Origin of the sequence: Nocardioides sp. NPDC004968 (genome assembly GCF_040608935.1) — a bacterium.
Lineage (GTDB): Bacteria > Actinomycetota > Actinomycetes > Propionibacteriales > Nocardioidaceae > Nocardioides.
The window spans coordinates 1-22,870 of the sequence record NZ_JBEXJF010000040.1 but is presented as its reverse complement, the minus strand read 5'-3'; the positions used below and the strand labels follow the sequence as shown (position 1 = coordinate 22,870).

General features: G+C 69.3%; 28 protein-coding genes. 14 read left to right on the top strand and 14 right to left on the bottom strand.

Translation table 11 applies throughout. The features are described 5' to 3' along the window. Positions 1–17: 17 nt before the first annotated feature. From ABZU72_RS24640 to ABZU72_RS24620, 5 genes are all read right to left on the bottom strand, one after another. Positions 18–548: a hypothetical protein gene (locus ABZU72_RS24640; RefSeq protein ID WP_355021420.1), complete on the bottom strand. Its 531-nt coding sequence runs from the start codon at positions 546–548 to the stop codon at positions 18–20. Between the two features lie 41 nt (positions 549–589). After that, positions 590–865, bottom strand: coding sequence for a DUF202 domain-containing protein (locus ABZU72_RS24635; protein ID WP_355021419.1), 276 nt, complete (start codon positions 863–865; stop codon positions 590–592). After that, positions 862–1,230, bottom strand: a complete 369-nt coding sequence (locus ABZU72_RS24630) for a DUF202 domain-containing protein (protein ID WP_355021418.1) — start codon at positions 1,228–1,230, stop codon at positions 862–864. Before ABZU72_RS24630 ends, ABZU72_RS24635 begins: the two co-directional genes overlap by 4 nt. Continuing rightward, entirely contained in the window at positions 1,227–2,552 is a 1,326-nt protein-coding gene (locus ABZU72_RS24625) for an MFS transporter (RefSeq protein WP_355021417.1), read from the bottom strand. Before ABZU72_RS24625 ends, ABZU72_RS24630 begins: the two co-directional genes overlap by 4 nt. A 114-nt stretch (positions 2,553–2,666) precedes the next feature. Then, positions 2,667–3,272 carry a TetR/AcrR family transcriptional regulator gene (locus ABZU72_RS24620; RefSeq protein WP_355021416.1) on the bottom strand — a complete coding sequence of 202 codons (606 nt, stop codon included), beginning with the start codon at positions 3,270–3,272 and terminating at the stop codon, positions 2,667–2,669. Positions 3,273–3,381: 109 nt separating this feature from the next. Between ABZU72_RS24620 and ABZU72_RS24615 the strand changes: the two genes are divergently transcribed. From ABZU72_RS24615 to ABZU72_RS24600, 4 genes are all read left to right on the top strand, one after another. Further along, complete coding sequence (locus ABZU72_RS24615) at positions 3,382–4,938, top strand: AMP-binding protein (protein WP_355021415.1); 1,557 nt, start codon at positions 3,382–3,384, stop codon at positions 4,936–4,938. Position 4,939: 1 nt separating this feature from the next. Beyond that, on the top strand, positions 4,940–6,124 hold the full coding sequence (locus ABZU72_RS24610) for an acyl-CoA dehydrogenase family protein (protein WP_355021414.1): 1,185 nt from the start codon (positions 4,940–4,942) through the stop codon (positions 6,122–6,124). Positions 6,125–6,206: 82 nt separating this feature from the next. Beyond that, positions 6,207–8,027: an alkyl sulfatase dimerization domain-containing protein gene (locus tag ABZU72_RS24605; RefSeq protein WP_355021413.1), complete on the top strand. Its 1,821-nt coding sequence runs from the start codon at positions 6,207–6,209 to the stop codon at positions 8,025–8,027. Beyond that, positions 8,024–9,520: a carboxyl transferase domain-containing protein gene (locus ABZU72_RS24600; protein WP_355021412.1), complete on the top strand. Its 1,497-nt coding sequence runs from the start codon at positions 8,024–8,026 to the stop codon at positions 9,518–9,520. The genes ABZU72_RS24605 and ABZU72_RS24600 overlap by 4 nt, the downstream gene beginning before the upstream one ends. Here the strand turns inward: ABZU72_RS24600 and ABZU72_RS24595 are convergent. The 4 genes from ABZU72_RS24595 to ABZU72_RS24580 all read right to left on the bottom strand — a co-directional run bounded on the left by ABZU72_RS24595 (position 9,517) and on the right by ABZU72_RS24580 (position 12,667). Further along, entirely contained in the window at positions 9,517–10,020 is a 504-nt protein-coding gene (locus ABZU72_RS24595) for a DUF5994 family protein (protein ID WP_355021411.1), read from the bottom strand. The two genes, ABZU72_RS24600 and ABZU72_RS24595, sit on opposite strands and share 4 nt — an antisense overlap. Before the next feature lie 95 nt (positions 10,021–10,115). Next, positions 10,116–10,994: an LLM class F420-dependent oxidoreductase gene (locus tag ABZU72_RS24590; protein WP_355021410.1), complete on the bottom strand. Its 879-nt coding sequence runs from the start codon at positions 10,992–10,994 to the stop codon at positions 10,116–10,118. A 42-nt stretch (positions 10,995–11,036) separates the two neighbouring features. Beyond that, complete coding sequence (locus ABZU72_RS24585) at positions 11,037–12,263, bottom strand: MFS transporter (protein WP_355021409.1); 1,227 nt, start codon at positions 12,261–12,263, stop codon at positions 11,037–11,039. A 44-nt stretch (positions 12,264–12,307) separates the two neighbouring features. Next, positions 12,308–12,667, bottom strand: coding sequence for a helix-turn-helix domain-containing protein (locus ABZU72_RS24580; protein WP_355021408.1), 360 nt, complete (start codon positions 12,665–12,667; stop codon positions 12,308–12,310). 128 nt (positions 12,668–12,795) lie between these two features. On the opposite strand from ABZU72_RS24580, the gene ABZU72_RS24575 reads away from it, so the two are divergent. Then, the gene (locus ABZU72_RS24575) at positions 12,796–13,146 is read left to right on the top strand and encodes a DoxX family protein (RefSeq protein WP_355021407.1); all 351 of its coding nucleotides are present in this window, start codon (positions 12,796–12,798) and stop codon (positions 13,144–13,146) included. Between the two features lie 21 nt (positions 13,147–13,167). Here ABZU72_RS24575 and ABZU72_RS24570 read toward each other — a convergent pair whose 3' ends face one another. Then, on the bottom strand, positions 13,168–14,586 hold the full coding sequence (locus tag ABZU72_RS24570; RefSeq protein ID WP_355021406.1) for an aminopeptidase: 1,419 nt from the start codon (positions 14,584–14,586) through the stop codon (positions 13,168–13,170). A 150-nt stretch (positions 14,587–14,736) separates the two neighbouring features. On the opposite strand from ABZU72_RS24570, the gene ABZU72_RS24565 reads away from it, so the two are divergent. Next, positions 14,737–15,159: a PPOX class F420-dependent oxidoreductase gene (locus ABZU72_RS24565; protein WP_355021405.1), complete on the top strand. Its 423-nt coding sequence runs from the start codon at positions 14,737–14,739 to the stop codon at positions 15,157–15,159. Positions 15,160–15,224: 65 nt separating this feature from the next. On the opposite strand, the gene ABZU72_RS24560 is transcribed toward ABZU72_RS24565, so the two are convergent. Then, a complete protein-coding gene (locus ABZU72_RS24560) occupies positions 15,225–15,659 on the bottom strand; it encodes an SPW repeat protein (protein WP_355021404.1) in 435 nt (144 codons plus the stop codon). Between the two features lie 112 nt (positions 15,660–15,771). On the opposite strand from ABZU72_RS24560, the gene ABZU72_RS24555 reads away from it, so the two are divergent. Then, a complete protein-coding gene (locus tag ABZU72_RS24555) occupies positions 15,772–16,125 on the top strand; it encodes an MmcQ/YjbR family DNA-binding protein (RefSeq protein WP_355021403.1) in 354 nt (117 codons plus the stop codon). Between the two features lie 12 nt (positions 16,126–16,137). On the opposite strand, the gene ABZU72_RS24550 is transcribed toward ABZU72_RS24555, so the two are convergent. Together ABZU72_RS24550 and ABZU72_RS24545 are read right to left on the bottom strand one after the other, a co-directional pair. Then, on the bottom strand, positions 16,138–16,446 hold the full coding sequence (locus tag ABZU72_RS24550) for a DUF1048 domain-containing protein (RefSeq protein WP_355021402.1): 309 nt from the start codon (positions 16,444–16,446) through the stop codon (positions 16,138–16,140). A 1-nt stretch (position 16,447) separates the two neighbouring features. Next, the gene (locus ABZU72_RS24545) at positions 16,448–16,804 is read right to left on the bottom strand and encodes a DUF1048 domain-containing protein (RefSeq protein ID WP_355021401.1); all 357 of its coding nucleotides are present in this window, start codon (positions 16,802–16,804) and stop codon (positions 16,448–16,450) included. A 211-nt stretch (positions 16,805–17,015) separates the two neighbouring features. On the opposite strand from ABZU72_RS24545, the gene ABZU72_RS24540 reads away from it, so the two are divergent. From ABZU72_RS24540 to ABZU72_RS24515, 6 genes are all read left to right on the top strand, one after another. Continuing rightward, on the top strand, positions 17,016–17,291 hold the full coding sequence (locus tag ABZU72_RS24540; protein WP_355021400.1) for a Fe-S cluster assembly protein HesB: 276 nt from the start codon (positions 17,016–17,018) through the stop codon (positions 17,289–17,291). 96 nt (positions 17,292–17,387) lie between these two features. Further along, positions 17,388–18,137: a VOC family protein gene (locus tag ABZU72_RS24535; protein ID WP_355021399.1), complete on the top strand. Its 750-nt coding sequence runs from the start codon at positions 17,388–17,390 to the stop codon at positions 18,135–18,137. A gap of 9 nt (positions 18,138–18,146) precedes the next feature. Continuing rightward, complete coding sequence (locus tag ABZU72_RS24530) at positions 18,147–19,271, top strand: endonuclease/exonuclease/phosphatase family protein (protein WP_355021398.1); 1,125 nt, start codon at positions 18,147–18,149, stop codon at positions 19,269–19,271. Positions 19,272–19,360: 89 nt separating this feature from the next. Next, the gene (locus ABZU72_RS24525; protein WP_355021397.1) at positions 19,361–20,641 is read left to right on the top strand and encodes a CehA/McbA family metallohydrolase; all 1,281 of its coding nucleotides are present in this window, start codon (positions 19,361–19,363) and stop codon (positions 20,639–20,641) included. Positions 20,642–20,736: 95 nt separating this feature from the next. Next, the gene (locus tag ABZU72_RS24520; protein WP_355021396.1) at positions 20,737–20,928 is read left to right on the top strand and encodes a hypothetical protein; all 192 of its coding nucleotides are present in this window, start codon (positions 20,737–20,739) and stop codon (positions 20,926–20,928) included. Then, positions 20,925–21,452, top strand: coding sequence for a MauE/DoxX family redox-associated membrane protein (locus tag ABZU72_RS24515; protein WP_355021395.1), 528 nt, complete (start codon positions 20,925–20,927; stop codon positions 21,450–21,452). Before ABZU72_RS24520 ends, ABZU72_RS24515 begins: the two co-directional genes overlap by 4 nt. On the opposite strand, the gene ABZU72_RS24510 is transcribed toward ABZU72_RS24515, so the two are convergent. Continuing rightward, positions 21,407–21,877 (bottom strand): GNAT family N-acetyltransferase, encoded by a 471-nt coding sequence (locus ABZU72_RS24510; RefSeq protein WP_355021394.1) that lies wholly within the window; start codon positions 21,875–21,877, stop codon positions 21,407–21,409. The two genes, ABZU72_RS24515 and ABZU72_RS24510, sit on opposite strands and share 46 nt — an antisense overlap. A gap of 185 nt (positions 21,878–22,062) precedes the next feature. Here ABZU72_RS24510 and ABZU72_RS24505 point away from each other — a divergent pair, with 185 nt between their 5' ends. Further along, positions 22,063–22,791: a peptidylprolyl isomerase gene (locus ABZU72_RS24505; protein WP_355021393.1), complete on the top strand. Its 729-nt coding sequence runs from the start codon at positions 22,063–22,065 to the stop codon at positions 22,789–22,791. The last annotated feature ends 79 nt before the right edge of the window (positions 22,792–22,870 follow it).

The window sequence follows — 22,870 nt, the reverse complement described above, 5'->3', positions numbered from 1 at the left end:
CCCGTCGGTGGGTGCCGCTAGGACGAGCTCGACGAGCCGGACCCGTCGGGGCCCTTGGCCCGCACCTTCTCGACGTTGACCAGGGACTCCTGCAGCTCGGTGAGCCAGTCGCCCGTGTGCTGCTGGACGAGCTTGACGCACCAGCCGAGCGCGTCGCTGCGGCTGCGGGCGACGCCGCCGGAGACGAGCAGGTCGAGGACCGCACGCTCGGGCTGGCGCAGCCGGGTCATCACCGGCGCGGAGACGGTGGTGAACATGTGCCGCTCTCCCCCGACCTCCACGCCCCAGGAGACCTTCCGGCCGAACCTTCGCTCGGCCTGCCGCGCAACGGCCATCCGGTCCTCACGGGTGCGCTCGCGAAACTCGCTCGCCCGCCCCTCGTTCGCGGCAGCCATCTCTTCGTCCGAAGCGCCCTCGGCTGTCTTCGGCTCCTTGATCCGCCCGACAACGGTGATCTCCTCGCGGTCGACCACCACATCGACGATCTCGTCGTACACCCCATCGGGCAGTCGTCCGGTGAACCACCCGCGCAACTCAGTTGTAAGCATGTAATCATGCTTACTCGGCGACTCGCCGATTTCAAGGGGAGCTACGTCAGTCCAGCGATCCCGGCCATCTCGACGACTGCGATCGCGGCAGCGACCGCCGCGGTGACGTGGACGCGGCGGCGCCCCAGGAGCAGGTACGCCGCCAGCGCGGCCACCACCAGCGCCGCGCCGAGGCGCCACCACAGGTGGCCATCGGCCAGCGGGTGGCGGACCACCACGAGCGCGGCGACCACGAGTGACAGCTGCGTACGCCGCCAGGCGAGCTCGGTCCGCTCGGGCTGCAGTCCCGGGTCGCCGCCCACGCCGGCGCCGCTCACACCAGCAGGGCCATCGAGACGAGCGCGACCGAGCCGAGCACACCGAAGACCAGGGGAAGCGGTGCTCGGCGGGTCGGCAGGGCGTCACGCCTGCGGATCGCCCGCTCGCTGCGTACCCAGCTCCACCAGGACCACGCGGCACAGCCGGCCGCGAGGATCGCGAGACTGAGCGGAGCGAGCACGGCCAGGGCCGTGCCGCCGCCCACCTCGAGAGTGTCGACAGCGACCGCGACGGCGAGGAACGCCAGTGAGGTGCGGATCCAGGCCAGGAACGTACGCTCGTTGGCCAGCGTGAACCTGACGTCGGGCTCGTCGGTCGAGCTGTAGAGCCAGCTGTCCAGCCGGCCTCGGCATTCGCGGGTCACGAGGCAGGCTGCGTGACAGCCCCGGCCTCGGCGTCCGTGTCGGTCCGGGAGTGGCGACCGGTCACGCCGGGGACGAGTGCCGCGGTGACGGTGAACAGGACCGTCGCCACCCAGGCGATCGTCATCCAGCGTTCCCAGCCGCCTGTCGCCTCGACCACTCGCGGCGCGAAGAGGACCGTCGCCAGGATGAAGGTGCGGTTGAGCAGGTGATTGAGACCGAAGGCTCGGCCCTGGATGTCGGGGTGGACCTCCTCGACGTGCTCGGAGAAGCTCGCCATCCACGGTCCGAAGATCGACGCGAGCGCCACGCCGACACCGACGAACAGGACGATCACCACGCTCGCGGACGCCTCGCTCCCCTGGCCCATGAGCGCCAGGAAGGCGCCGAGGAAGATCGTGGCGGCGACACCGCCGCCGACCATGAGGGCCTTGCGGCGCTGCGTACGGTCCGAGATGCGGGCGAAGACCAGGCTCATCGCCAGGTTGCTCAACCAGAAGACCATCGTCATCGCCGAGGCGGCACGGACCGAGACGCCGAACTGCTGAACGAGCATCGTCTGGGCGTAGGCGTTCATGGTGGCCAGCAGGACATAGAGGAACGACATCGCCAGCACGTGGGTCCAGAAGGCGCGGCGCGCGAGGAGGAGGCCCAGACCCTTCCCGCCCTGCGGAATCTCGACGGTGTGGGCCTCGCGTTCGGTGAGGCGTACGGCGCGGCGGACCTCCGGGGCGAGGTCACGCAGGGTGAGGGCGACCACGATGGCACCGACCAGAGCGGCGCCGGCCATGATGAACAGCTGTGAGCGCCACTGGTTGCCGAAGACACCCAGGGTCGCCGAGGCCACGGCGGCGGCGAAGAAGTTGGCGCCGACCGAGCCCCAGCTCCAGAAGGCGAACGCCTGCGCGCGGCCCATCCGCGGGGTGAAGTCGCGGATCAGTGGTTGGGTGCCGGCGACGGCGACGCCCTCGACGAACGCGAGCACGATCCTGGCGAGCGCGAAGTGGGCCACCGAGTCCGCGGTCGCCATGAACAGGCAGGCGGCGGCGGAGAGGAACATGAACGGCACCAGGATCCTCACCCGGCCGACGCGGTCGGCGAGCTCCCCGCCGAGGTAGCCGGCGAGGGCACCGAAGATCAGCGACGCGGCCGTGATGAGGCCGTACGTCTTGAGCGACATCCCGAGGTCGTCGAGCAGCAACGGCAGAACGGGGGCCAGCTGACCCTCGAACGCCGAGATGAACAGGGCGAGCACGACTACAGCCAGCAGCACGCGACGGCGCGCTCCGACTGGGTACTCGGTGAGCAGGGTGCGGTAGGACACGGAGATCCGCCCTTCAAGATATTAGACAGAGCGTCTAGTAACGGTCGTCACGTCCGACTGTAAGGTCAGTGACCCGCGACACACAAGACACCCTGTCCAAATCCGCACCGCCACTCAGCGCGCGCCCGGATCGAATCCCGTCGCCCAGAAGCGTCCGCGGCGCGAGAGCTCGACGAGCGTCTCGACGACCTGGTCGGTGGCCGGCCGCGGCTCCGGGGCATCCAGCCACCACAGCAGCACGGCCACCTGCTCACCGACCCACGCCCGCGCCAGCACCTGAAGATCCACGCGCGGGCGGACGGCGTGTGCTTTCACCCGAGCCGTGAAGATCTCGTGGGCGGTGGTGCTCCAGGCGTCCTCGAACGCCCGCAGGCCGCGCCCGTCCCCTTCACCCCGCAGGATCATCCGGTACGCGTCGGGCTGCTCGGTCGCATGCCGGAACACCTCGGCCACCGGCTCGCCGGTGAACCCGGCGTCCTCCGGGGCCAGCACCTCGGCCAGTCGCTCCTTCAGGTCCAGGAGGACCGATGACACCACGTGGTCGTAGAGCGCCTCCTTGTCCTTGAAGTGTGTGTAGAAGGTCGCCCTGCCCACGTCGGCCGCAGCGACGATGTCCTCCACCGTCACCGCGGCGTAGCCACGCTCGAGCACCAAGGAGACGAGCGCATCGCGGAGCGCTCCTCGCGTTCGCCGGCTGCGCCGGTCCTCAACCACGGTCATGGGCACTGTTCTAGCACTTTGCCGAACGGCTGGACTGTTTCTGGACACACTGTCTATGATCTCGGTGACCGCGCTCACAGCAGCGAACCCGACAACCAGGAGGGCATCCGTGAATCTCGGCAGCTATCTCACCCGCACCGCGACCTTCACCCCCGACGCCACCGCCCTGGTCTCCGGCACCGACCGATGGACCTACCGCCAGCTCGAGGACGACACCAACCGGCTCGCCGCTGCCCTCATCGCCCGCGGCTGCACGCCGGGCACTCCCGTCGCCACCCTCGCCACCAACCGAGGCGAGCTCGTCGTCGCGGAGATGGCGATCTGCAAGGCGGGCGCGCTCCGCGTCCCGATCAGCGCCCGACTCGCCGCCGCCGAGGTCGAGCACGTGCTCCTCGACGCGGCCGTGAAGGTCGTCTTCACCGGCGGCGCCTACCTCGAGCTGGTCCGCAAGATCGTCGACGCTCATGGCCTGGAGTGTCTGATCATCGATCTCGACAACCGCGCCACCGTCGCCGCCGCGTACGACGCGCTGCTCGCCGAAGGCTCCACCGACCCGGTCGCGGTCGACGTCGACGAGGACGCTCCGGCCGTCCTCAACTTCACCTCCGGCTCGACCGGGACTCTGAAGGCGGCGGTGCAGACCGTCGGCAACCGGCTGGCCAACATGCGCAAGCTGGCGATGAACCCCTACGGCTCGCTCTCTGCCGAGGCCGTCTATCTCGCCCCCGGACCGATCACCCACGCCAGCGGCATGGTGATCCTCGGCTGCTTCTTCCGCGGCGCGGCCGTGGTCGTGCTGCCGGCGTTCGAGGTCGAGGCCTACCTCGACACGCTCGAACGCGAGCGGGTCACCCACACCTTCGTCGTGCCGGTCATGCTCAACCTCGTCCTTGCCTCCCCCACCCTGCGCGAGCGCGACCTCTCCGCGCTGCAGAGCATCACCGTCGGCGGCGCCCCGGTCAGCCCGGCTCGGCTGCGCGAGGCCGTCGAGGCCCTCGGTCCGGTGGTCAACCAGGGCTACGGCCAGGGTGAGACGACCAGCGCGATCACCTTCCTCAGCTCCGAGGACGTCGTCCGCGGCATCGAGTCCGACCCGGAGCTGCTGCTCTCCTGCGGCCGCCCGGTCTACGACACCGAGGTGATCGTGGTCGACGACGACCACAACCCGCTGCCCGCCGGCGAGATCGGCGAGATCGTGGCGCGCGGCCCGGACTGCGTCCGGGAGTACTTCCACGCACCCGAGGCGACCGCCGAGACCTTCCGGGACGGCTGGGTGCACACCGGCGACCTGGGCCGGATCCGTGAGGACGGCTTCGTCTTCATCGTGGACCGGAAGAAGGACATGATCATCTCGGGCGGCTACAACGTCTACTGCTCCGAGGTCGAGGCCGCGCTCTACGAGCACCCGGCCGTCAGCGAGGCCTGCGTCGTCGGCGTGCCCAGCGAGAAGTGGGGCGAGACGGTGAAGGCGTACGTCTCCCTCGCCGCCGGCACCATCGCGACCGAGGAGGAGCTGCGCGACTTCTGCCGGACGCGTCTCTCGGGGGTGAAGGTGCCCCGGATCATCGAGTTCGCCGACGCACTCCCCCTCAACCGCAACGGCAAGGTCGACCGGCGGGCGCTGCGCGAGCGCGACTGGGCCGGCACCGAGCGGAAGGTCGGCTGAGATGACCTTCTCCCTCAACCCGTCCTACCCCGACAACCCGCGCCTCGACGAGCTGGTGACCCGGCTGCGCGACTACCTCGAGGGTGAGCTCGCCGACTACGAGAGCGGCCTCGGCCTCGGCCCGGAGACGCCGCTGGACCGCTCGATGCTGGAGCCGGTCTGGCAGCGCAGCCGTGAGCTCGGCTTCTACGGCATCCATCTGCCCGAGTCGCTCGGTGGGCAAGGTCTGAGCTTCACCGAGCTCGCCGCGCTCAAGGAGGAGATCGGCGCGTCCGGTCGCCAGCTCGCCACCAGCGTGCTCGGTGACATGGGTGGACCGCTGCGGGTCGGAGCCATCTTCGAGCACGCGACCGAGCACCAAGTAGAGAAGTACCTGATGCCGGTCGTCCGCGGTGAGCGCGCCTGCTGCTTCTCGATGACCGAGGACGACGCGGGTTCCGACGTACGCCGGATGCGGACCACGGCCACGCCCACCTCGGGCGGCTTCCTGGTCAGCGGTCGCAAGGTGTTCAGCACCGGCGGCACCTTCGCCGACTTCGCGATCCTGGTGGCCCGGATGGCCGGCGAGGAGGAGTCGTACGCCGCGTTCTTCGTCGACCTCGACTCCCCCGGCTGCCGGGTGCTGCCCGGCGACCTGCCGCTGTCGGGTCAGAACATCGAGAGCGACGTGGTGCTCGAGGACTGCTTCGTGCCGCAGGAGAACCTGCTCGGCGAGGTCGGCCAGGGGCTGCGGATCGCGCTCGGCCGGGTCACCGCCAACCGTCTGCTGCACTGCCCGACCGCGCTCGGTGCCGCCCGCCGCGCGCTCGCGCTGGCGCTCGACTTCGCGGCACACCGCACCGTCTTCGACGGGCTGCTGCTGGAGAAGCAGGCGATCCAGCACCGGCTCGCCGACATGGCCACCGACTACTACGCCGCCCGGTCGATGACCTATGACGCCCTCGCAGACCTGGACGCCGGCAAGCGCCCACGCATCGAGTCGTTCATGTGCAAGCTGTTCGTGGCCGAGCGGTCCTTCGAGATCGCGGACGCGGCGCTGCAGCTGCACGGCAAGGCCGGCATGGTCCGTGGCGCGGAGATCGAGGTGATCTGGCGGCGGCTGCGGATGTTCCGGGTGCTGACCGGCTCCTCGGAGATCCAGCGCAACGGGGTCATCCGCGACCTGGTGAAGTCGCTGGGGGCGTGATGAGCGAGCGTCAGCGAGCGACCAACGAGTCCTTCATCGGGCCGCGTCCGTATTCTGGCGTTTGCGCTACGGGGGTGGCCCGATGACCGATTTCCACCAGGAGGAGGCCGATGCCCGCCGTGGGTTCGTCGCCGCGCTGAAGCCCGGCGTCGTGTCCAGGGCCGACGGCACCGTCGCGTTCGACGCGGAGGCCGACGCCTTCCTCGACTCTCCCGCTCCGGCCACCGCACACGCCGGGCTGTGGCAGCACAGCCGGCTGACCTCGCTGCAGGGCCTCTTCGAGGTCACCGACGGCATCTACCAGGTCCGCGGCCTCGACCTCGCCAACCTCACGATCGTCGAGGGCGATCGCGGGATCATCGTCATCGACACCCTCACCACGGCCGAGACCGCGACCGCCGCGCTGGGGTTGTACCGCGAGCACCGTGGGGACCGCCCGGTCACCGGGGTCGTGCTGACCCATCCCCATGCCGACCACTTCGGCGGCATCGGCGCCGTGCTCGCGGCGGCCGATGGTGACGTACCTGTCGTGGCGCCGGAGGGGTTCCTGGAGCACGCGGTCTCGGAGAACGTCTACGTCGGTCCGGCGATGGGCAGGCGGTCGGGCTTCATGTACGGCACTCTGCTGCCGGTCGCGCCGGACGGACATGTGGGCTGTGGTCTCGGTCCGCGGCTCGCGTCCGGGACCATCGGGCTGGCCGAGCCGACCGACTCGATCACCCGGACCGGCGAGACGCGCGTCATCGACGGCGTGGAGATGGAGTTCCAGCTGACGCCGGGCAGCGAGGCGCCGGCGGAGATGAACATCCTCCTCCCGGGCCGCAGAGCGCTCTGCCTGGCCGAGAACGCCGTCCACACCCTGCACAACATCGTCACGCTGCGCGGCGCCGAGGTGCGCGACGCCCGGTTGTGGGCGCGCTATCTGACCGAGGCGATCGACCTGTTCGCCTCACGCTCCGATGTCGCGTTCGCGACGCATCACTGGCCGACCTGGGGCGCGGGGCGGATCGAGGCGTTCCTCGCCGGGCAGCGTGACGTCTATGCGTACCTGCACGACCAGACCGTACGTCTCATCAACCGTGGCCTGACGCCGAAGGAGATCGCCGAGGAGCTGGTCCTGCCGCCGGCCCTCGACTCGCAGCCGTCGACGCGCGGCTACTACGGCTCGCTGAGCCACAACGTGAAGGGGATCTACCAGCGCTATCTGGGCTGGTACGACGCCAATCCGGCCCACCTGTGGGAGCTGCCGCCGAAGGCGGAGGGCGAGCACTGGGTGCGCCTGCTGGGTGGTGCGGCCGCGGCCGTGGAGCACGCCGCGACGCTCGTCGCCGGCGGTGACGCCAACGACCTGCGGTTCGCCGCCACCCTGCTCAACCATGTGGTCTTCGCCGAGCCATCGGAGCGCTCTGCGCGAGAGCTGCTGTCCGAGGTCTACACCCGGCTCGGGCACGGCGCCGAGAACGCCACCTGGCGCAACATCTACCTGACCGGTGCCCGCGAGCTGGTCGACGGCCCGAAGGTGCCGCCGCGCGGTGGTGGGCGCGGGCTGCTGGCAGCCCTCACCGTCTCGCAGCTGCTGGACTCGCTGGCGATCCGCGTGGACGGTCCTCGTTCGTGGGACCTCGATCTGCGCATCGACTGGCATCTCACCGACCACGACGGCACTCCCGAGGGTGGCTGGTGGCATGCCCGGCTGCGCAACGGTGTGCTCGTGCACCGGCGTGACAGCGCCGCCGACCCGGCTGCCGGCCTCACCCTGACGCTCACCCGTCCCCAGCTCGCCGGCCTGTTGGGCAGGCGGAGTCTCGACGGGATCGAGCACTCCGGTGACCTCGGCGTGCTCCAGCGGCTGCTGGGGGTGCTCGAGGCACCCGAACCGGCATTCCCTATCGTGACCGCGTGACCGACGACACACCCGCCACGGGACTGACCGAGCTCCACGCCCGCCGCTTCCTGACGACGGACGCGGCGCGAGCCGACAAGATCGCCCGGTGGCACGCCAAGGGGCGGCGTACGGCTCGGGAGAACATCGCCGATCTGGTCGATCCGGGCTCGTTCGTCGAGTACGGAAGGTTCATCACCGCAGCCCAGGAACGCCGCCGTGACCTGGCCGAGCTCGTCGTCGAGACGCCCGCCGACGGGATCGTCGGCGGGACTGCCACCGTCGCCGGGAAGCCGTGCGCGGTGCTCTCCTACGACTACCTGGTGATGGCCGGCACCCAAGGCATGCGCGGGCATCGCAAGTCCGACCGGCTGATCGAGGTCATCGGGCGGATGCGGCTGCCGGCCGTCTTCTTCACCGAGGGCGGCGGCGGTCGTCCCGGCGACACGGACATCCCGCTGGTCTCCGCGCTCGACGTCGGCTCGTTCGCGCTCTGGGGTGAGCTCGAGGGCGTCGTACCGCGGATCGCCGTCGTCTCCGGACGCTGCTTCGCCGGCAACGCGGTCCTGGCCGGCTGTGCCGACCTCCGCATCGCTACCCCGGACGCCAACCTCGGCATGGCCGGGCCGGCGATGATCGCCGGCGGCGGGCTCGGCAGCTTCGCACCCGAGGAGATCGGGCCGGTCAAGGACCAGACCGCCAACGGCGTCATCGACCTGCTCGTCGAGGACGAGGCGGCAGCCGTCGAGGCCGTACGCAGCATCCTCTCCTACCTCGAGCCCAGCGCCGACGGCGGCGAGGCCGGCGACCAGACCGATCTGCGGACGCTCCTCCCCCACAACGACCGCGAGGCCTTCGACGTACGTCCGGTCGTCGAGGCCCTCGCCGACATCGACTCGGTGACCTGGCTCCGTGAGGCGTACGCACCCGAGCTGGTGACAGCGCTGGCGCGAATCGACGGGATCGCGGTCGGCGTGATCGCCAACCAGTCGACCCACCTTGCCGGTGCCCTCACCAGCGACGCGTCGGTCAAGGCCGCAGACTTCCTCGCGCTCTGCCAGCGCTGTGGCCTCCCGGTGGTCTCGCTGGTCGACACGCCGGGTTTCATGGTCGGACCGGAGGCCGAACGCGGCGGCCTCGTCCGTCACGCGTCCCGGATGGTCGTCGCCGGCGCCCAGCTGTCGACCCCGCTGGTCGGGGTGATCCTGCGCCGCGGCTACGGGCTCGGCGCGCAGGCGATGCTCGGCGGCAGCACCCACCGCCCGCTGCTCACCGTCGCCTGGCCCGACGCCCACCTCGGCCCGATGGGCTTGGAGGGAGCGGTACGCCTCTCCATGGCCGCCGAACTCGCCCAGATGCCCGAGGCCGAGCGTGAGGAGCGGGTCACCGCACTCACCGAGGAGTACCGCAAGCAGGCCAGCGCGCTCAACGCCGCGCGGATGTTCGAGATCGACGATGTCATCGACCCTGCCGAGACTCGCAGCGTCATCGCCGCCACGCTACGCCGCGCCTAGGACGCACCGCCTTCGTCGTCCCAGATCTGCTGGCCGATCTCGCTCTGGTCGGGACCGTCGAGGCCCAGCAGCTGCGCCGGGCTGTAGGTGTTCCGATCGTCGGCCGCCTGCTCCATGATCCTCTCGGCGCGCTCGGGGGCGGTGTCGTGAGGCACCACCAGCAGACGCAGCCGGTCGCCGGTGGCCATCGAGAGCACCACGAGGTGGGTGTCGTCGGACGGGAACGAGCCGACCTTCACGATCCCGCGTGCGGCACGGACCTTGCGGACGCTCGGCGCGCCAGCGACCGAGTCCCAGTCGGGCCGGGAGAACAACAGCCGCGAGATCCGGCCCACGCGATGGGGAAAGTGATCGACGAGATCGGCGACCTCGGCCTGAAGGTCGCGTGACTGCGGCCACCAGGCTCCGTCGAGCGGACCGGACGAGAAGCTGTTGTCCAGGCGGATCCGAAGATCGACGCGAACCGCGGTGATGAGTTCTACTGTCGGTGACGTCGTCATGACGCCCACCCTTCGTGCAGCCCTGCGGACTCAACGAGTCCGGCCGGCAGCGTGGTTAGAACAAGTGTACTACGCCCCCAGCCGGATCCGTCTTCCTAGACCTCCTTCAACCGCGGCACCAGGTCGACGAGCGAGGTGGTCCACGGCACCGGGTCGACATACGGCGTCGGCATCAGCCCGACGAGCGTGATACCCAGAGCGGCGTACTCCTGCATCGACTTCAGGAAGGCGTCCGGGTCCTCGACCGAGGGGCCTTGGAAGAGGATGGTCTTCTCGATCGCGTCGTAGTCGGTGCCGACGTCGTCGCAGTGGCCGCGGAGCACCTCGAGCTTGTGCTTGACGGTCTCGACCGCCTCGGGGCCGGGGCCGCCGAAGAGGTTGGTGCCCTGTCCGTACTTGGCGACCAGGCGGAGCGTCTTCTTCTCGCCTCCCCCGCCGATCAGGACCGGGACCGTCCCGTTGACCGGCTGCGGGAGCGAGATCGTCTCGGCGAGCTGGTAGTGCTTGCCCTCGTAGGCGCCGTCGTTCTCCGACCACATCTGGCGGCAGATCTCCAGGGTCTCCTCCAGGCGCTCGAACCGCTCCGCGGTCGGCGGGTACGGCACGCCGAGCCCCTGGTGCTCACGCTCGTACCACGCCGCCCCGATGCCCAGCAGCGCGCGGCCACCGGAGAGCCGGTCGAGTGTGGTGACGATCTTCGCGAGCAGCCCGGGGTGGCGGTAGGTCACTCCGGTGACGAGCAGGCTGAGACGAACGTTGTCGGTGATCCCGGCCAGGTAGCCCAGCGTGGTGTAGCCCTCGAGCATCGGTTCGAAGGGGCCGCCGGCCTGCTCCATCTGGAACCAGTGGTCCATGACGGTGAACAGGTCGACGCCGCCCTCGTCCGCGATGCGGGCCGTCTCGGTCAGCTTGTCGGCCAGCGTGGTCTCCCACTCGGGGTGGGTGAACGTGAAGTAGTGGAGTCCAAGATCCATACCTCTGACGCTATGTCTTCGAGCGCGCTCGAAGACAAGCCCTTAGACGTGACGGGCCATGCGCAAGGGCGAGGCGATCACGACAACCGCAGCGAGGACGAACATTGCGACCGCCACCCACAGCGCCTGGCGGAGCCCCAGCAGCTGTGCCACCAGCCCGCCGGACAGGGCACCGATCACGGCACAGGTGCGGTTGGCGGACCGGATGGTCGCGTTCATCCGCCCCTGCAGATCGTCCGGCGTCACAGACTGTCGATACCCCAGTGAGTTGGCGTTCTCGATTCCCATCCCGAACCCGGCCATCATCTGAGCGACGCCGAGTACGACGACGCCCACTGCCGTGTGTGGCGCCAGCGCCGCGCACCCCCACGCCACCGGTCCGACGACGAATCCGAGCACCACCGCTCCCCCGGCACCGAGGCGACGCCCGGCGCTCACCGCGAGCAGTGCGCCGGCAAGGCCGCCGACACCGGCGAACGCGAGGACGACGCCGTACGTCACCGCCCCGAGCCCCAGTTCGCGCATCGCGAACGGAGCGAAGGCGGTCACGGCCATCGCGTTGCCGATGAACCAGACGTGCGTGGAGATCGCGTGTGGCGCGAGGGTGCGGTGGCGGTAGATGAAACGTACGCCGTCGGCTATATCCCGCATCACGTGGGCCGGAGTGCTCGCGCGGCGCGGCAGCGACGGCTCCTCGACGCGCAACCGTGCGTTCATCACCGCGCCGACGGCACAGGTGAGCGCATCGGCGAGGACTGTGAACGGCGCCCCGATGACCGCGACCATGCCTCCACCCAGCGCCGGTCCGGAGGTCATGGCGGCGGTGTCGCCCTGGTCGATGCGGGCGTTGGCCGAGAGCAGCGCGCTCTTCGGAACCAGTCGTGGCAGGAAGGACTGCCTGGCCGCGAGCTCGAGTACGGAGAGAGCGCCGACCACAAAGAGCACGGCGGCCACGATGGGCAGCGTGAGTGCGTCAGCCGCCCACAGCAGCGGGATGGCGAGCAGAGCCACCGCCTGCAACGCGTTCGACCACACGAGTAGGGGCTTGCGCCTGACCCGGTCGACGAGGACGCCGGCGAAGAGTCCCAGGAAGGCGTATGGCAGCACTCTGGCGGCGTTGACGATGCCCACCTCGGCAGGCGTCGCTACAAGCACCTGCACGATGAGCACCTGGATCGCGACCGTCGAGACTGCTGTGCCGAACGAGCCCGTCGTGGAGGCTGTCCAGTAGCGGACGAAGGCGGGAAGCCGCATCGCCTCGTCGCTCACGCGGCCTCACCCTACCGAGGAGCCACCGAATCACGATGAGCCAGTTACGGTCTGTTCGACTCGCGCTCCGGCAACGCTGCCAGGTGCTTGTGGCCCCAGTCCCCCAGCGGTTGGAGGGCGGCGATCAGCTCCGCCCCGGCCGGGGTCGGACGATAGAGGACCTGCACCGGCGTCGAGGGGATCACCTCTCGCACAATGAAGCCGTCGCGCTCGAGTTCCTTGAGCCGCAGGGCCAGCATCCGGTCGGAGATGCCCTCGACAGTGCGCCGGTATTCACCGAAGCGGCGCGCACCGCCCACAGCCGCAAAGAGCACCGCGCCGGACCAGCGTTGTCCGACGCGCTCGAGGGTGCGCTGGAAGACGGCGCACGACCTACCTTCGACCTGCACGTCATTGGTTGTCACTTACTCAGGATAAGTTGCTAACACCCTGGTTGCAACGCCGAGTTGCACCGCACAGACTCTGCGGTTGTCGGCCCATCGACCGGCCTCAAGATCGTCCGCGGACGCGGGTCAGCCAAAGGAGTACACGCGTGTTCATCGCGTACATCGTCGTCTCGTCCCTGCTCGCGCTCGCCTGCCTGGCATCCGGGACGACCAAGGTGACCAGGCAGCCGGCCCTGGTCGAGCAGCTGGGTGGCCTCGGCGTCGCCGCCAAGTACGTACCGGTTCTGGGCGTTCTGCTCGTTCTCGGTGCCATCGGCCTCATCGTCGGCAACTGGGTCGGCGCCCTCGGCGTCGCGGCAGCGGGGGCGCTCGCGCTCTACTTCATCGGCGCGATCATCACCCACCTGCGTGCCGGCGACGCCAAGGGCTCCGTGCCCACGGTGGCTCTCACCGTCGTCTCCGTCGCGGCGCTCGTTCTCCGGGTGCTGTCGCTCTGATCCCGGAGACGCCGGCCCAGGTCAGCGCAGCAGCGGCTCCCGCTTGAGGTCACGCTTGTCGAGCTTCGCGTCGTAGGTGGCCAGCGGCTTCGCCTTCGACGCGTCGGCCTCGACCGTGGCGGTCGCGACGCCGGCCCACTCCAGGATCCGGGCGGTGGCGAGCTCACGCTCGTCGGCGACCAGGCCGGCCACGTTGGCACCGTGGTTCATCCCAGGCGCGGTGAAGACGTAGGAGTCATCGGCGAAGATGCCCGGGCGGAAGCGCTCGGCGCCCCACGGGTCGGCCTCGCCGTAGACGAAGAGCATCTGGTTGGCGTGCTTGCGCACCCAGGAGTCGACGTCACGCATCGCCGACGGGTCGAACCGCATGTCGATCTCGCGCGGGACGAAGCTGCGCGGCGGCTGGTAGCCGTAGCGGATCAGCTCGTCCTCGATGTGCGGGAAGCCGATCGTCGGCGCACCGAGCTCGGTGCCGGCCTGGTAGTAGTAGGGCGTGTAGGGGCTCAGGCCCTGGTCGGTGTAGAAGCTGAAGCCCGAGTAGTAGTTGATCGAGTCCCAGATCGCCTGGTCGCTGGCGGTCGCCGCGTCGGCGGGGATGTTCGAGCACTCGGCGGTGCCGGCGTACTGCCAGAAGGCCCAGACGTAGTCGAGCACGACCATCTCGTACGCAGCGTCCAGGCTGCCCACGGTGTCGAAGGTGTAGCCCTCGGTCTCGGCGAGGTCGGCGTAGGTCGCCTTCAGTGCCTCGCGGCGGACGAGCGCCTCGCGCTGGACGCCGTTGAGCCGGTCGCGGCAGTCCTCGGTGCCGACGGTGGCGAAGAACTCGTCGTAGGCGGAGTCCTCGCGGTTGACCACGTCGTTCGGCGCGACGTAGGCGACGATGCCGTCCATGTCTCGGGGGTAGAACCGCTCGAAGTAGGTGGCGGTCATGCCGCCCTTGGAGCCACCGGTGGCGAGCCAGTTGGCGGAGTAGATCGGCTTCAGCGCCTTGAAGATGGCGTGCTGGTCGCTGGCGGCCTGCCAGATGTCGAGGTCGTCCCAGTCGGCCGGGGCGGGTCGCGACGGGGTGAAGAACCGGTATTCCATCGAGACCTGGTTGCCGTCGATGATGCGGGTCGGCTCGCTGCGGCCGGGGTTGGTCGAGACGTTGTAGCCGCTGGTCTGGAACACGGTGGGGCGGGCGGTGTCCTTGTGCAGCACGGTGAACCGCTGCTGGAAGGTCTCACCATGGGGCCGCCGGTGGTCGACCGGCTGGGTGAAGTTCAGGACGAAGTAGCGGTAGCCCTGGACGGGCTTCTCCTGGATCAGGCTGACGCCCTCGATGGCGAGCAGGCGGTCGAGGATGTCGTCCTCGGCGGCTGTCGCGGGGCTGGCGGGTGTGACGAGGAGCAGGGATACCAGCCCCATCGCCACCAGAATCCGGCCGATCAATGCACGCATGTGGGGTCTCCTTCGGTGCGGGTCCTCGGCAACCTAGCCGACCTGCGCGTGGGGCACCTCTGAATTAGGAACCGGGAAGGAAGTCGTGTCCGGTTGCCTTCTAGAAGGCAACGACCACACGGGCGACGCCCGACGAGGAGGCGCTTCACCATGACGTTCGACGCACACGAGCTGCTGGCCACCACCCGCCACGGGATCCTGGCCACGATCAAGGCCAACGGCCTGCCACAGCTCTCACCCGTGTGGCAGTTCTACGACCGCGAGCGCAGCGAGATCCTGATCTCCACCCGCGAGGGGCTGGTGAAGACCAAGAACCTCCGCCGCGACCCCCGCGCAGCGATCGAGGTCGACGGCCCGGGAGGGCGGTCCTGGGCGACGGCCGAGGGCACGGTCACGCTGACCGGGCCCGGCGCCTCCCTCGACAGCCCAGAGGTCGACGCGCTCGTCGACTACTACCGGCGCGGCGCCGGCGAGCACCCCGACTGGGACGAGTACCGCGAGGTGATGGTCACGGACCGCCGCGTACTGATCACCATCACGGTCACGAAGGTCTACGGCGCGGACCTCGGCTGATCCGGCGGCCGGAAGGGCCGGCCGAGCGCTCCTCGCTCGGCCGGTCGGTGACGGTTTCCGCGGGGCTACCTACGCGGATTGAACAACGTGCCGAACCCGGACGCACCGAGTCCGCACAGCATGATGACGGCTCCGACGATGACGTTGGAGGCGATCATTCCAGTGGTGGTGTCGACGCCGTTCATGAGCCACGGCGAGACGATCGCCCAGGCACCCATGAGCGGGACGGTCCAGGCCAGACCGTGTGTGCGGCCGAACGCCGACGCGAAACCGAGCGCCAGCAGAGCGACAGCGAGACCGATGATCAGGTTGCTGACCATCAGTGGTGATGCCGTGGTGTTGAAGCCCACGACCCACGGCGATATGGCCAGATAGAGACCGGCCATCATCGTGACACCGTCGACCACCTGAGCGGTGGCGGAGGAGCCGGTCAGATCGAACCGGTCCCGGAGTGCCGCGATGTCGGGATGTTCCTGGATAGACAGGTTTTCAGACGACATTTCTTGTTCACCTCCTTAGCCCAAATGCCAGAGGCAACGACTGTCTCTGCCACTCATTCTAGGCCCGCTAGGACGCAATGAACCCTCCTCGAGCGGTGGCAATATGGTCGCCATGGACGTGACGTCGCTGCAGGCCTACTGCCTCACCAAGCCCGGTGCCTGGCCGGACAACCCGTGGGACCACGAGCACCCGGTGATCAAGGTCGGGCCCGGTGAGCGCGGCAAGATCTTCGCGTTCCTCGGGGCCGCGAAAGTGGGGCTGAAGTGCGGGCCGTCCCGGGAGATCGCCGACGAGTGGCTGCTGCGCTACCCCAACGACGTGACCGTCACCGGCTACATCGGCCGCTCGGGGTGGAACGACCTCGCCTGGGGCGGTCAGATCCCGGACGAGGAGATCCTGGAGGCGGTCGACGAGTCGTACGAGGTCATCGTCGCCAAGCTGCCGAAGAAGCTTCGCCCGCACTGATCTCGCCGCGCGCTACTTCTTGCCGGCCGACTCCTGATAGAGGTCGGCGTATGTGGGGGTGTCCTTGATCAGCTCGTCACAGAAGGCAGCGACGTCGGAGCCGATGAGTTCGGTGACCCCCTTGCCCGAGGCTGCGCCCTCCTCGAAGAAGTCGACGATGCCGGTCAGCAAGGTCCCCTCGGCGAGACCGACGGGGCCGACCTTGAAGAGATACTTCTGCATCTCCTTGTAGACGATCTGGTAGTCCTCCGGGAGCGCCTTCACCCGTGCCAGGTGCGCTCGCCACTGCTGCTTGCCCTCGATGATGTCTCGAATACTCATGTCAGCCTCCCAGACGGCTCAGTTTGCGCGCGACGCTGCGGTTGAGTTGGTCGCGCCACTTGTCGCGGTAGGTCCGCGCCCCTTCTCCCCCGGCCAGCGCCTCACAGAATCCGGGGATGTCGTCGCCGAGCACGTCATCGATGCTCTGGCCCTCGGCCGCCGACTCCTCCAGCAGGCCGAGCACCCCGTCAGCGATCGGGGTGAGGCTGCGACCGGTGAAGTCGCCGTACGGCAGCAGGTTTGCCGTGATCTGCTGCCACCCGGCTCGGTAATCGGGTGGCAGCGCCTCGGCCCGGGCGTTGAACGCCTCCCAGTCCCTGTTGAGATCACTGCCGGTGATCTTCTCCCAGAACGTCATACCCCGCACCTCTGTCATCTTGACCTCCAGGTCGTACCTAGTACTACTGACTACCGCTACAAAGTATCACTGAGTAGCGAAGTTGGCCAGCGTTGAGGCGTTCGCCCGGAGGCGTCCTGAGGCCTGAGCCCGGCATGCCGGGCTTGAATGAGGCCGATCTGTGAGGAATGGTGGAGCGGGTACTCCGTACCCAACCATGGAAGATCTCGACATGCTTCAGCTGACCGAGAACGCCACCACCATCGTCCGCTCGATCTCCGAGCAGTCCCAGGGCGCCGGCCTCCGGCTCGCCTCCAACGCAGAACCGGACGGCGCATTGAGCGCCGCTCTCGTCCCGACCGCCGAGGCGGAGGACCAGGTCATCGAGCAGGAGGGTGCGCGGGTCTTCCTCGACCAGGGCGCTGCCGCCGAGCTCGACGACAAGGTCCTCGACGCCGGGATGGACGACTCCGGCAACGTGCAGTTCGGGATCTCGCTGCAGGGCTGATTCCGTGCTACGCCGGGGTGTGCCGCAGTCGCGGTGCACCCCGGCGTACGTCATTTTCGACCACATCCGCGTTGTCGCACGCGTAGGGTCGCGGACATGAGCACCACCGGCGCACCTGCCTGGTTCCACCTCTTCCTCGACGTCCCTCGGGAACGATGGGAGGAGGCGGTCGGATTCTGGTCGGCTGCGACAGGATGGGCCATCTCGCCGCCGAGGGGCGAGGACGGCCAGTTCGTCACGCTCGTGCCGCAGACGGGCGATTCCTGGCTGAAGATGCAGGCTCTCGACGACGGCGAGCCACGGATCCACGTCGATCTCGATGCCGCCGATCGTGAGGCAGCGGTGGAGCGGTCGGTGTCGCAGGGAGCGAGTCCGGCATGGACGTACGACGGGGTTCCGGTGATGCGCTCCCCCGGCGGCATGCTCTTCTGCCACACGCTCGGCGAGGGAACTCAGCCACGCTTCGCGCGCTCGGAGCCGGAACGGGTGCTCGACCAGGTGTGCATCGACATCCCTCGCTCCCGCTGGGAGGAAGAGGTCGCCTTCTGGGCCGCGGTCACCGGGCGCAATCCCGAGCCGGCCAAGACCCCTGAGTTCGTACGCCTCGCCGACCCCGATCCGCACGGCGGGCTCCGGATCCTCCTGCAGCGGCTCGAGGACGAGGACGGTGAGGTCGGGGCGCATCCCGACGTCGCGGTCGCCAACCGGGCCTCGGAGACCTGCCGTCACGAGGCGCTCGGCGCGGACACGGTCGGCGTCTTCGAGTGGTGGACGGTGATGCGCGCGCCGTACGGGCAGATCTACTGCCTCACCGATCGCGACCCGGTGACCGGCCGCGTCCTCTAGCCTGGAGGGATGCGCCTCGCATCGTTCAACGTCGAGAACCTCTTCGCCCGGCCGAAGGCGATGGACGCCGACGAGGCCGATGCCACGACGCGGCGAGCGGTCCTGACCGCTCACGCCCGCGTCTCCACGCTTCTCGCCCAGCCCAGCTATCAGGGCGTTGAGCAGGAGATCTTGGACAACCTCGAGAAGCTGGGGCTTCTGAAGAGCGACGAAGGCGAGTTCGCGCGGCTGCGGAAGATGCGTGGCAAGCTGCTCAAACGCCCGCGCTCGGGGCCGGTGCAGCTGGTCGCGCAGGGGCGCAACGACTGGGTCGGGTTCGTCGAGCTCAAGACCACCGCCGTCGACGAGGTCGCCACAGAGAACACGGCGCGCGTCTTCGCCGAGCTGCGGGCCGAGGTCGCGGTGGTCGTCGAGGCCGACGACCGGCCGGGGCTGCACATGTTCTCCCAGACGCTGCTGCCGGAGGTCGGCGCCGAGGCGTACGAGCAGGTGATGGTCGTGGAGGGCAACGACGAGCGCGGCATCGACGTCGGCGTGATGGTCGGTGACGGCTACCGCCTGGTGCAGCTGCGCACCCACATCTTCGACCGCGACGAGGAGGGCGTGATCTTCTCCCGCGACTGCTGCGAGTATCACCTCGACGCTCCCAGCGGCGCGCGGATCGTGGTCCTCGCCAACCACTTCAAGTCCAAGGGCTATTCCGAGAAGGGCGACCCGCTCGGCGCCAAGCGGCGCGGCCGGCAGGCGAAGCGGGTCGCGGAGATCTACCGGGGCCTGCTCGAGGAGGGGATCGAGCACGTCTGCGTAGCCGGCGACCTCAACGACTCCCCCGCCAGCGAGTCGCTGAAGCCGCTGCTGTCGGTCGAGGGGCTCGCCGATGCCAGCGAGCACGAGCACTGGGACTGGAACCACCGACGCGGAACGTACGGTTCCGGCAACGAGGACGCCAAGATCGACTATCTGCTCCTCTCCCCCGCGCTGCGCGCGAAGCAGACCGGTGGCGGCGTCTTCCGAAAGGGCGTGTGGCACGGGCCGCGGACCAAGGATCCGTGGGACCTGTTCCCGACGCTGACCGCAGAGCAGCACGCCGCCTCCGACCACGCCTGCCTCTACGCCGACTTCACCGACCTGTGATCTGAAAACCTCCCGTACGCCGCTGGGATCTGCGTGAAATAGGGGCCATGTGCCTCGGACACGGACAGCAGCACGGGACTCTTCGGTCGATGAGCAGGCCGCTCACGCGGCGCACGGCGCTCGGAGCGGCGGGAGCCGGGCTCCTGCTGGCGTCAATGTCCTCCTCGTACACGGGTGCCGCGGCCTCGGCGACCGCCCGGGCCGGCGTCGGGGCGAGCCGGCTGTCGCGGCTCTCCTCCGGGACCACGCTGGTCCACGCCGATCTGCACAACCACACGCTGATGTCGGACGGCGACGGTGACCCTGACCTCGCCTTCGACTCGATGCGGAGCGCCGGGCTCGACGTCGCGGCGCTCACCGACCATGCCACGGTCTCCGACCACATCCTGGGTGATGCGCTCGCGGGGCTGCTGCCGGCGGCGTACAAGCAGATCGGCGGCATCACCCGCTCGGACTGGGCCCGGACCCGCGAGCTGGCCGATGCGGCCAACGCCGACGGCACCTTCACCGCGATCCGAGGCTTCGAGTGGTCGGAGCCGTTGTTGGGTCATATCAACGTGTGGGGAAGCGAGCACTTCACCGACGTCGTCGACGTCGGCGCGATGCGGCCGTTCTTCGACTGGCTGATGCGCTCGCCTTCCACCCCGCTGATCGACGGCGGGTCTGACGGGATCGCCGGGTTCAACCACCCCGGGCGCGAGCCGTTGCGGTTCCAGGAGTTCCGCTACGACGCGCGGGCGCGGGAGCGGATGGTGTCGCTGGAGATGTTCAACCGCGGCGACGACTACCTCTTCGAGGGCTTTGCCGACGGCCGGACCTCTCCCCTGTGCCAATGCCTCAACGCCGGCTGGCGCACCGGGATCAGCGGGGTCACCGACGAGCACGGCACCGACTGGGGCCACCCGGAGGGCAAGGGGCGCACCGGGCTGTGGGTCGCCTCCCACGACCGCGCCGGCGTCTTCGAGGCGATGCGGGCGCGGCGCTTCTTCGCCACGCGTACCTCGGGACTCCGGGTCGACGCGGTGGCCACGCTGGGCGGCGTCGAGCACCGGATGGGCTCGGTGATACCCGGCCGCGGCGGCGACATGCGGTTCACGCTCGACCTGGCTCGCGACGAGGAGTGGGTCGGCCGGGAGCTCCATCTGCAGGTGCTGCGTCCTGGCCCGTCGGTGCCCGTCGTGGCCTCCGTCGTGGCGTTCCGCGTAGGCGACCCGGTCTCGGTCACCGTGCCGGTCTCCGTCGACGACGGCGACTGGGTGCTGCTGCGGGTCAGCGACCCGACCCAGGCCAACGCGACCCCGGGGCCGGACGGCCATCCCTGCAACGACCTGGGCATCGCCTACACCAGCCCGTGGTGGCTGCAACCCTGACGGGTTTCCTGAGAAGGCGGCCCGCAGCCTGAAGATGCGCTGAAGGCGGGCGTCCTGGCGGTGGTTGCGGGCCTCGGCTGTGGCACGCTGGCGACGTGAACGAGGTGTGGTACGTCGTCGGGCTGGTCGCGGTCTCCGTGGCCGTGCTGGCGCTCGGGGTGTGGTTCGTGCGGCGTGAGATCAGGGACGAGGTCTCGCCGGCGCCGGTGCTGTGGGCCGGCTACGCGGTCGTGGCGGCGTTCGTCGTCTTCGGCGTGCTCCGCACGTCGTGGGTGGTGCTGTCATGAGGACTCGCGCTGATCTGTTGGGCTGGATCGGCCTCGCCGGCCGTCTCTACCTCGGCTTCGTGTTCCTCGCCGCCGGGCTTGCCAAGCTGCCCGAGCCTGCGATCACCGAGCAGGCGGTGCGCGGCTACCAGCTGCTGCCGTGGCAGCTGGCCCCTGCGTACGCCATCGCGATGCCGATCGCCGAGATCGTCCTCGGCGCGCTGCTGATCCTCGGGCTGTTCACCCGGACGGCGGCGGTGGCGACGGCGCTCGGCCTGTGCTCGTTCCTCGTCGGGATCACCTCGGCCTGGGCCCGCGGGCTCAACATCGACTGCGGCTGCTTCGGGGGCGGCGGCGCCTCGGCCGATCCCGCCTATCTCGCCGACACCCTCCGCGACCTGGGCTGGCTCGCGATCGCGGTCTACCTGATCGTCGTACGCCGCACCAAGCTCGCCCTCGACAACCTGCTGTTCCGACGCGGCGCCCCGCCGGTCAACGACTACAGCGACAGCTCGAAGAAGACCGAGTTGGGGTCGAGCACGTAGCTGCCGAAGGGCGGGCACTCGGTGAAGCCGTTGCCCGCGTAGAGGCGCCGGGCGGGCTCGTAGAAGTCTTCGGTCCCGGTCTCCAGGAGCACCCGGCGGCCGCCACGTGACGTGGCCTCGGCCAGCAGGTGGCGCAGCAGCGCGGTCGCGACGCCACGACCACGGGCGGCGGCAGTGGTGCGCATCGACTTGAGCTCGTAGTCACCCTCGCCGAGCGACTTCAGCGCGCCGCAGCCGACGAGCTCGGCGCCCTCCCAGGCCGACCAGAACGCGATCTCGGGCACCTTCAATGCCTCGAGGTCGAGCGCGTGCACCGACTCGGCCGGCGTCACCGCGTACATGTCCTCGAGGTGGTCCTCCAGGAGCCGGATCACCTCGGGCCGGGTCAGGTCGTCGAGCTCGAAACGCAGGGAAAGCACGGGCACGACTGGAGGCTATCCGAGCCCCTCCCCTGTCGTGGCGAGTGGGTGAGGTGGGGCTGGTGCAGTATCGCGGCGGACGACTAAGTTGTGCGATAGTGCGTGGCCTCAACGCTGGCAGAAGATGCCGCCGGCATCGCCACGCGGGGTCCGTCGCTGGATCGTTCGGACCGCTCCCCTAGCATCTGGGCATGCCTTCTCGTGCGCTCCCGGCCGTTGCCGCCGCTGCCCTGCTCCTGACGCTCTCCGCCTGTGGTTCCGACGACGGCGGGTCCGGTTCCGGCGAGGCCACGGAGAGCAAGGGTCCGAAGTCGAGCGAGTCCAGCGACTGGAAGTCGATCGTGAAGCCCGGCTCGACGAGCTGTGATTACGCCGAGGACCCGATGGGCGCCTCCAAGGAGGTGGACCAGCCGGAGAAGACCGCGCAGTACACCGGCAAGGTCGCAGCCACCATCAACACCTCCGTCGGCCCGCTCGCGATCACGCTCGACGCCGACAAGGCGCCCTGCACGGTCAACTCGTTCCTCTCGCTGGCCTCGCAGGACTACTACGACGGCACCAGCTGCCACCGCCTCGGCGCCAACCCCGGCTTCGAGCTGCTGCAGTGCGGCGACCCGACCGGCCAGGGCACCGGCGGCCCCGGCTACACGATCCCCGACGAGTTCGAGGAGAGCGACACCTTCCCCGCCGGCACCCTCGCGATGGCCAACACCGGCCAGCCCAACTCCGGCGGCAGCCAGTTCTTCATGGTCTTCGGCGACACCCAGCTCCCGCCCGCCTACACCGTCTTCGGCACCCTCGACGAGGCCGCCATCAAGACCCTGCAGGAGGTCGGCGAGGCCGGCGTGGGCGAGGCCGGCCCCGACGGCACCGGCGCCCCCAAGACCCCTGTCGAGTTCGAGACGATCACCGTCGGCTGACCCAACCCTGCCGAGTCGGCGCGATAAAAGAGCCATAGGCGTTTTCGCAATCCCGCCAGATGTTGTTGCGCTGCAACAG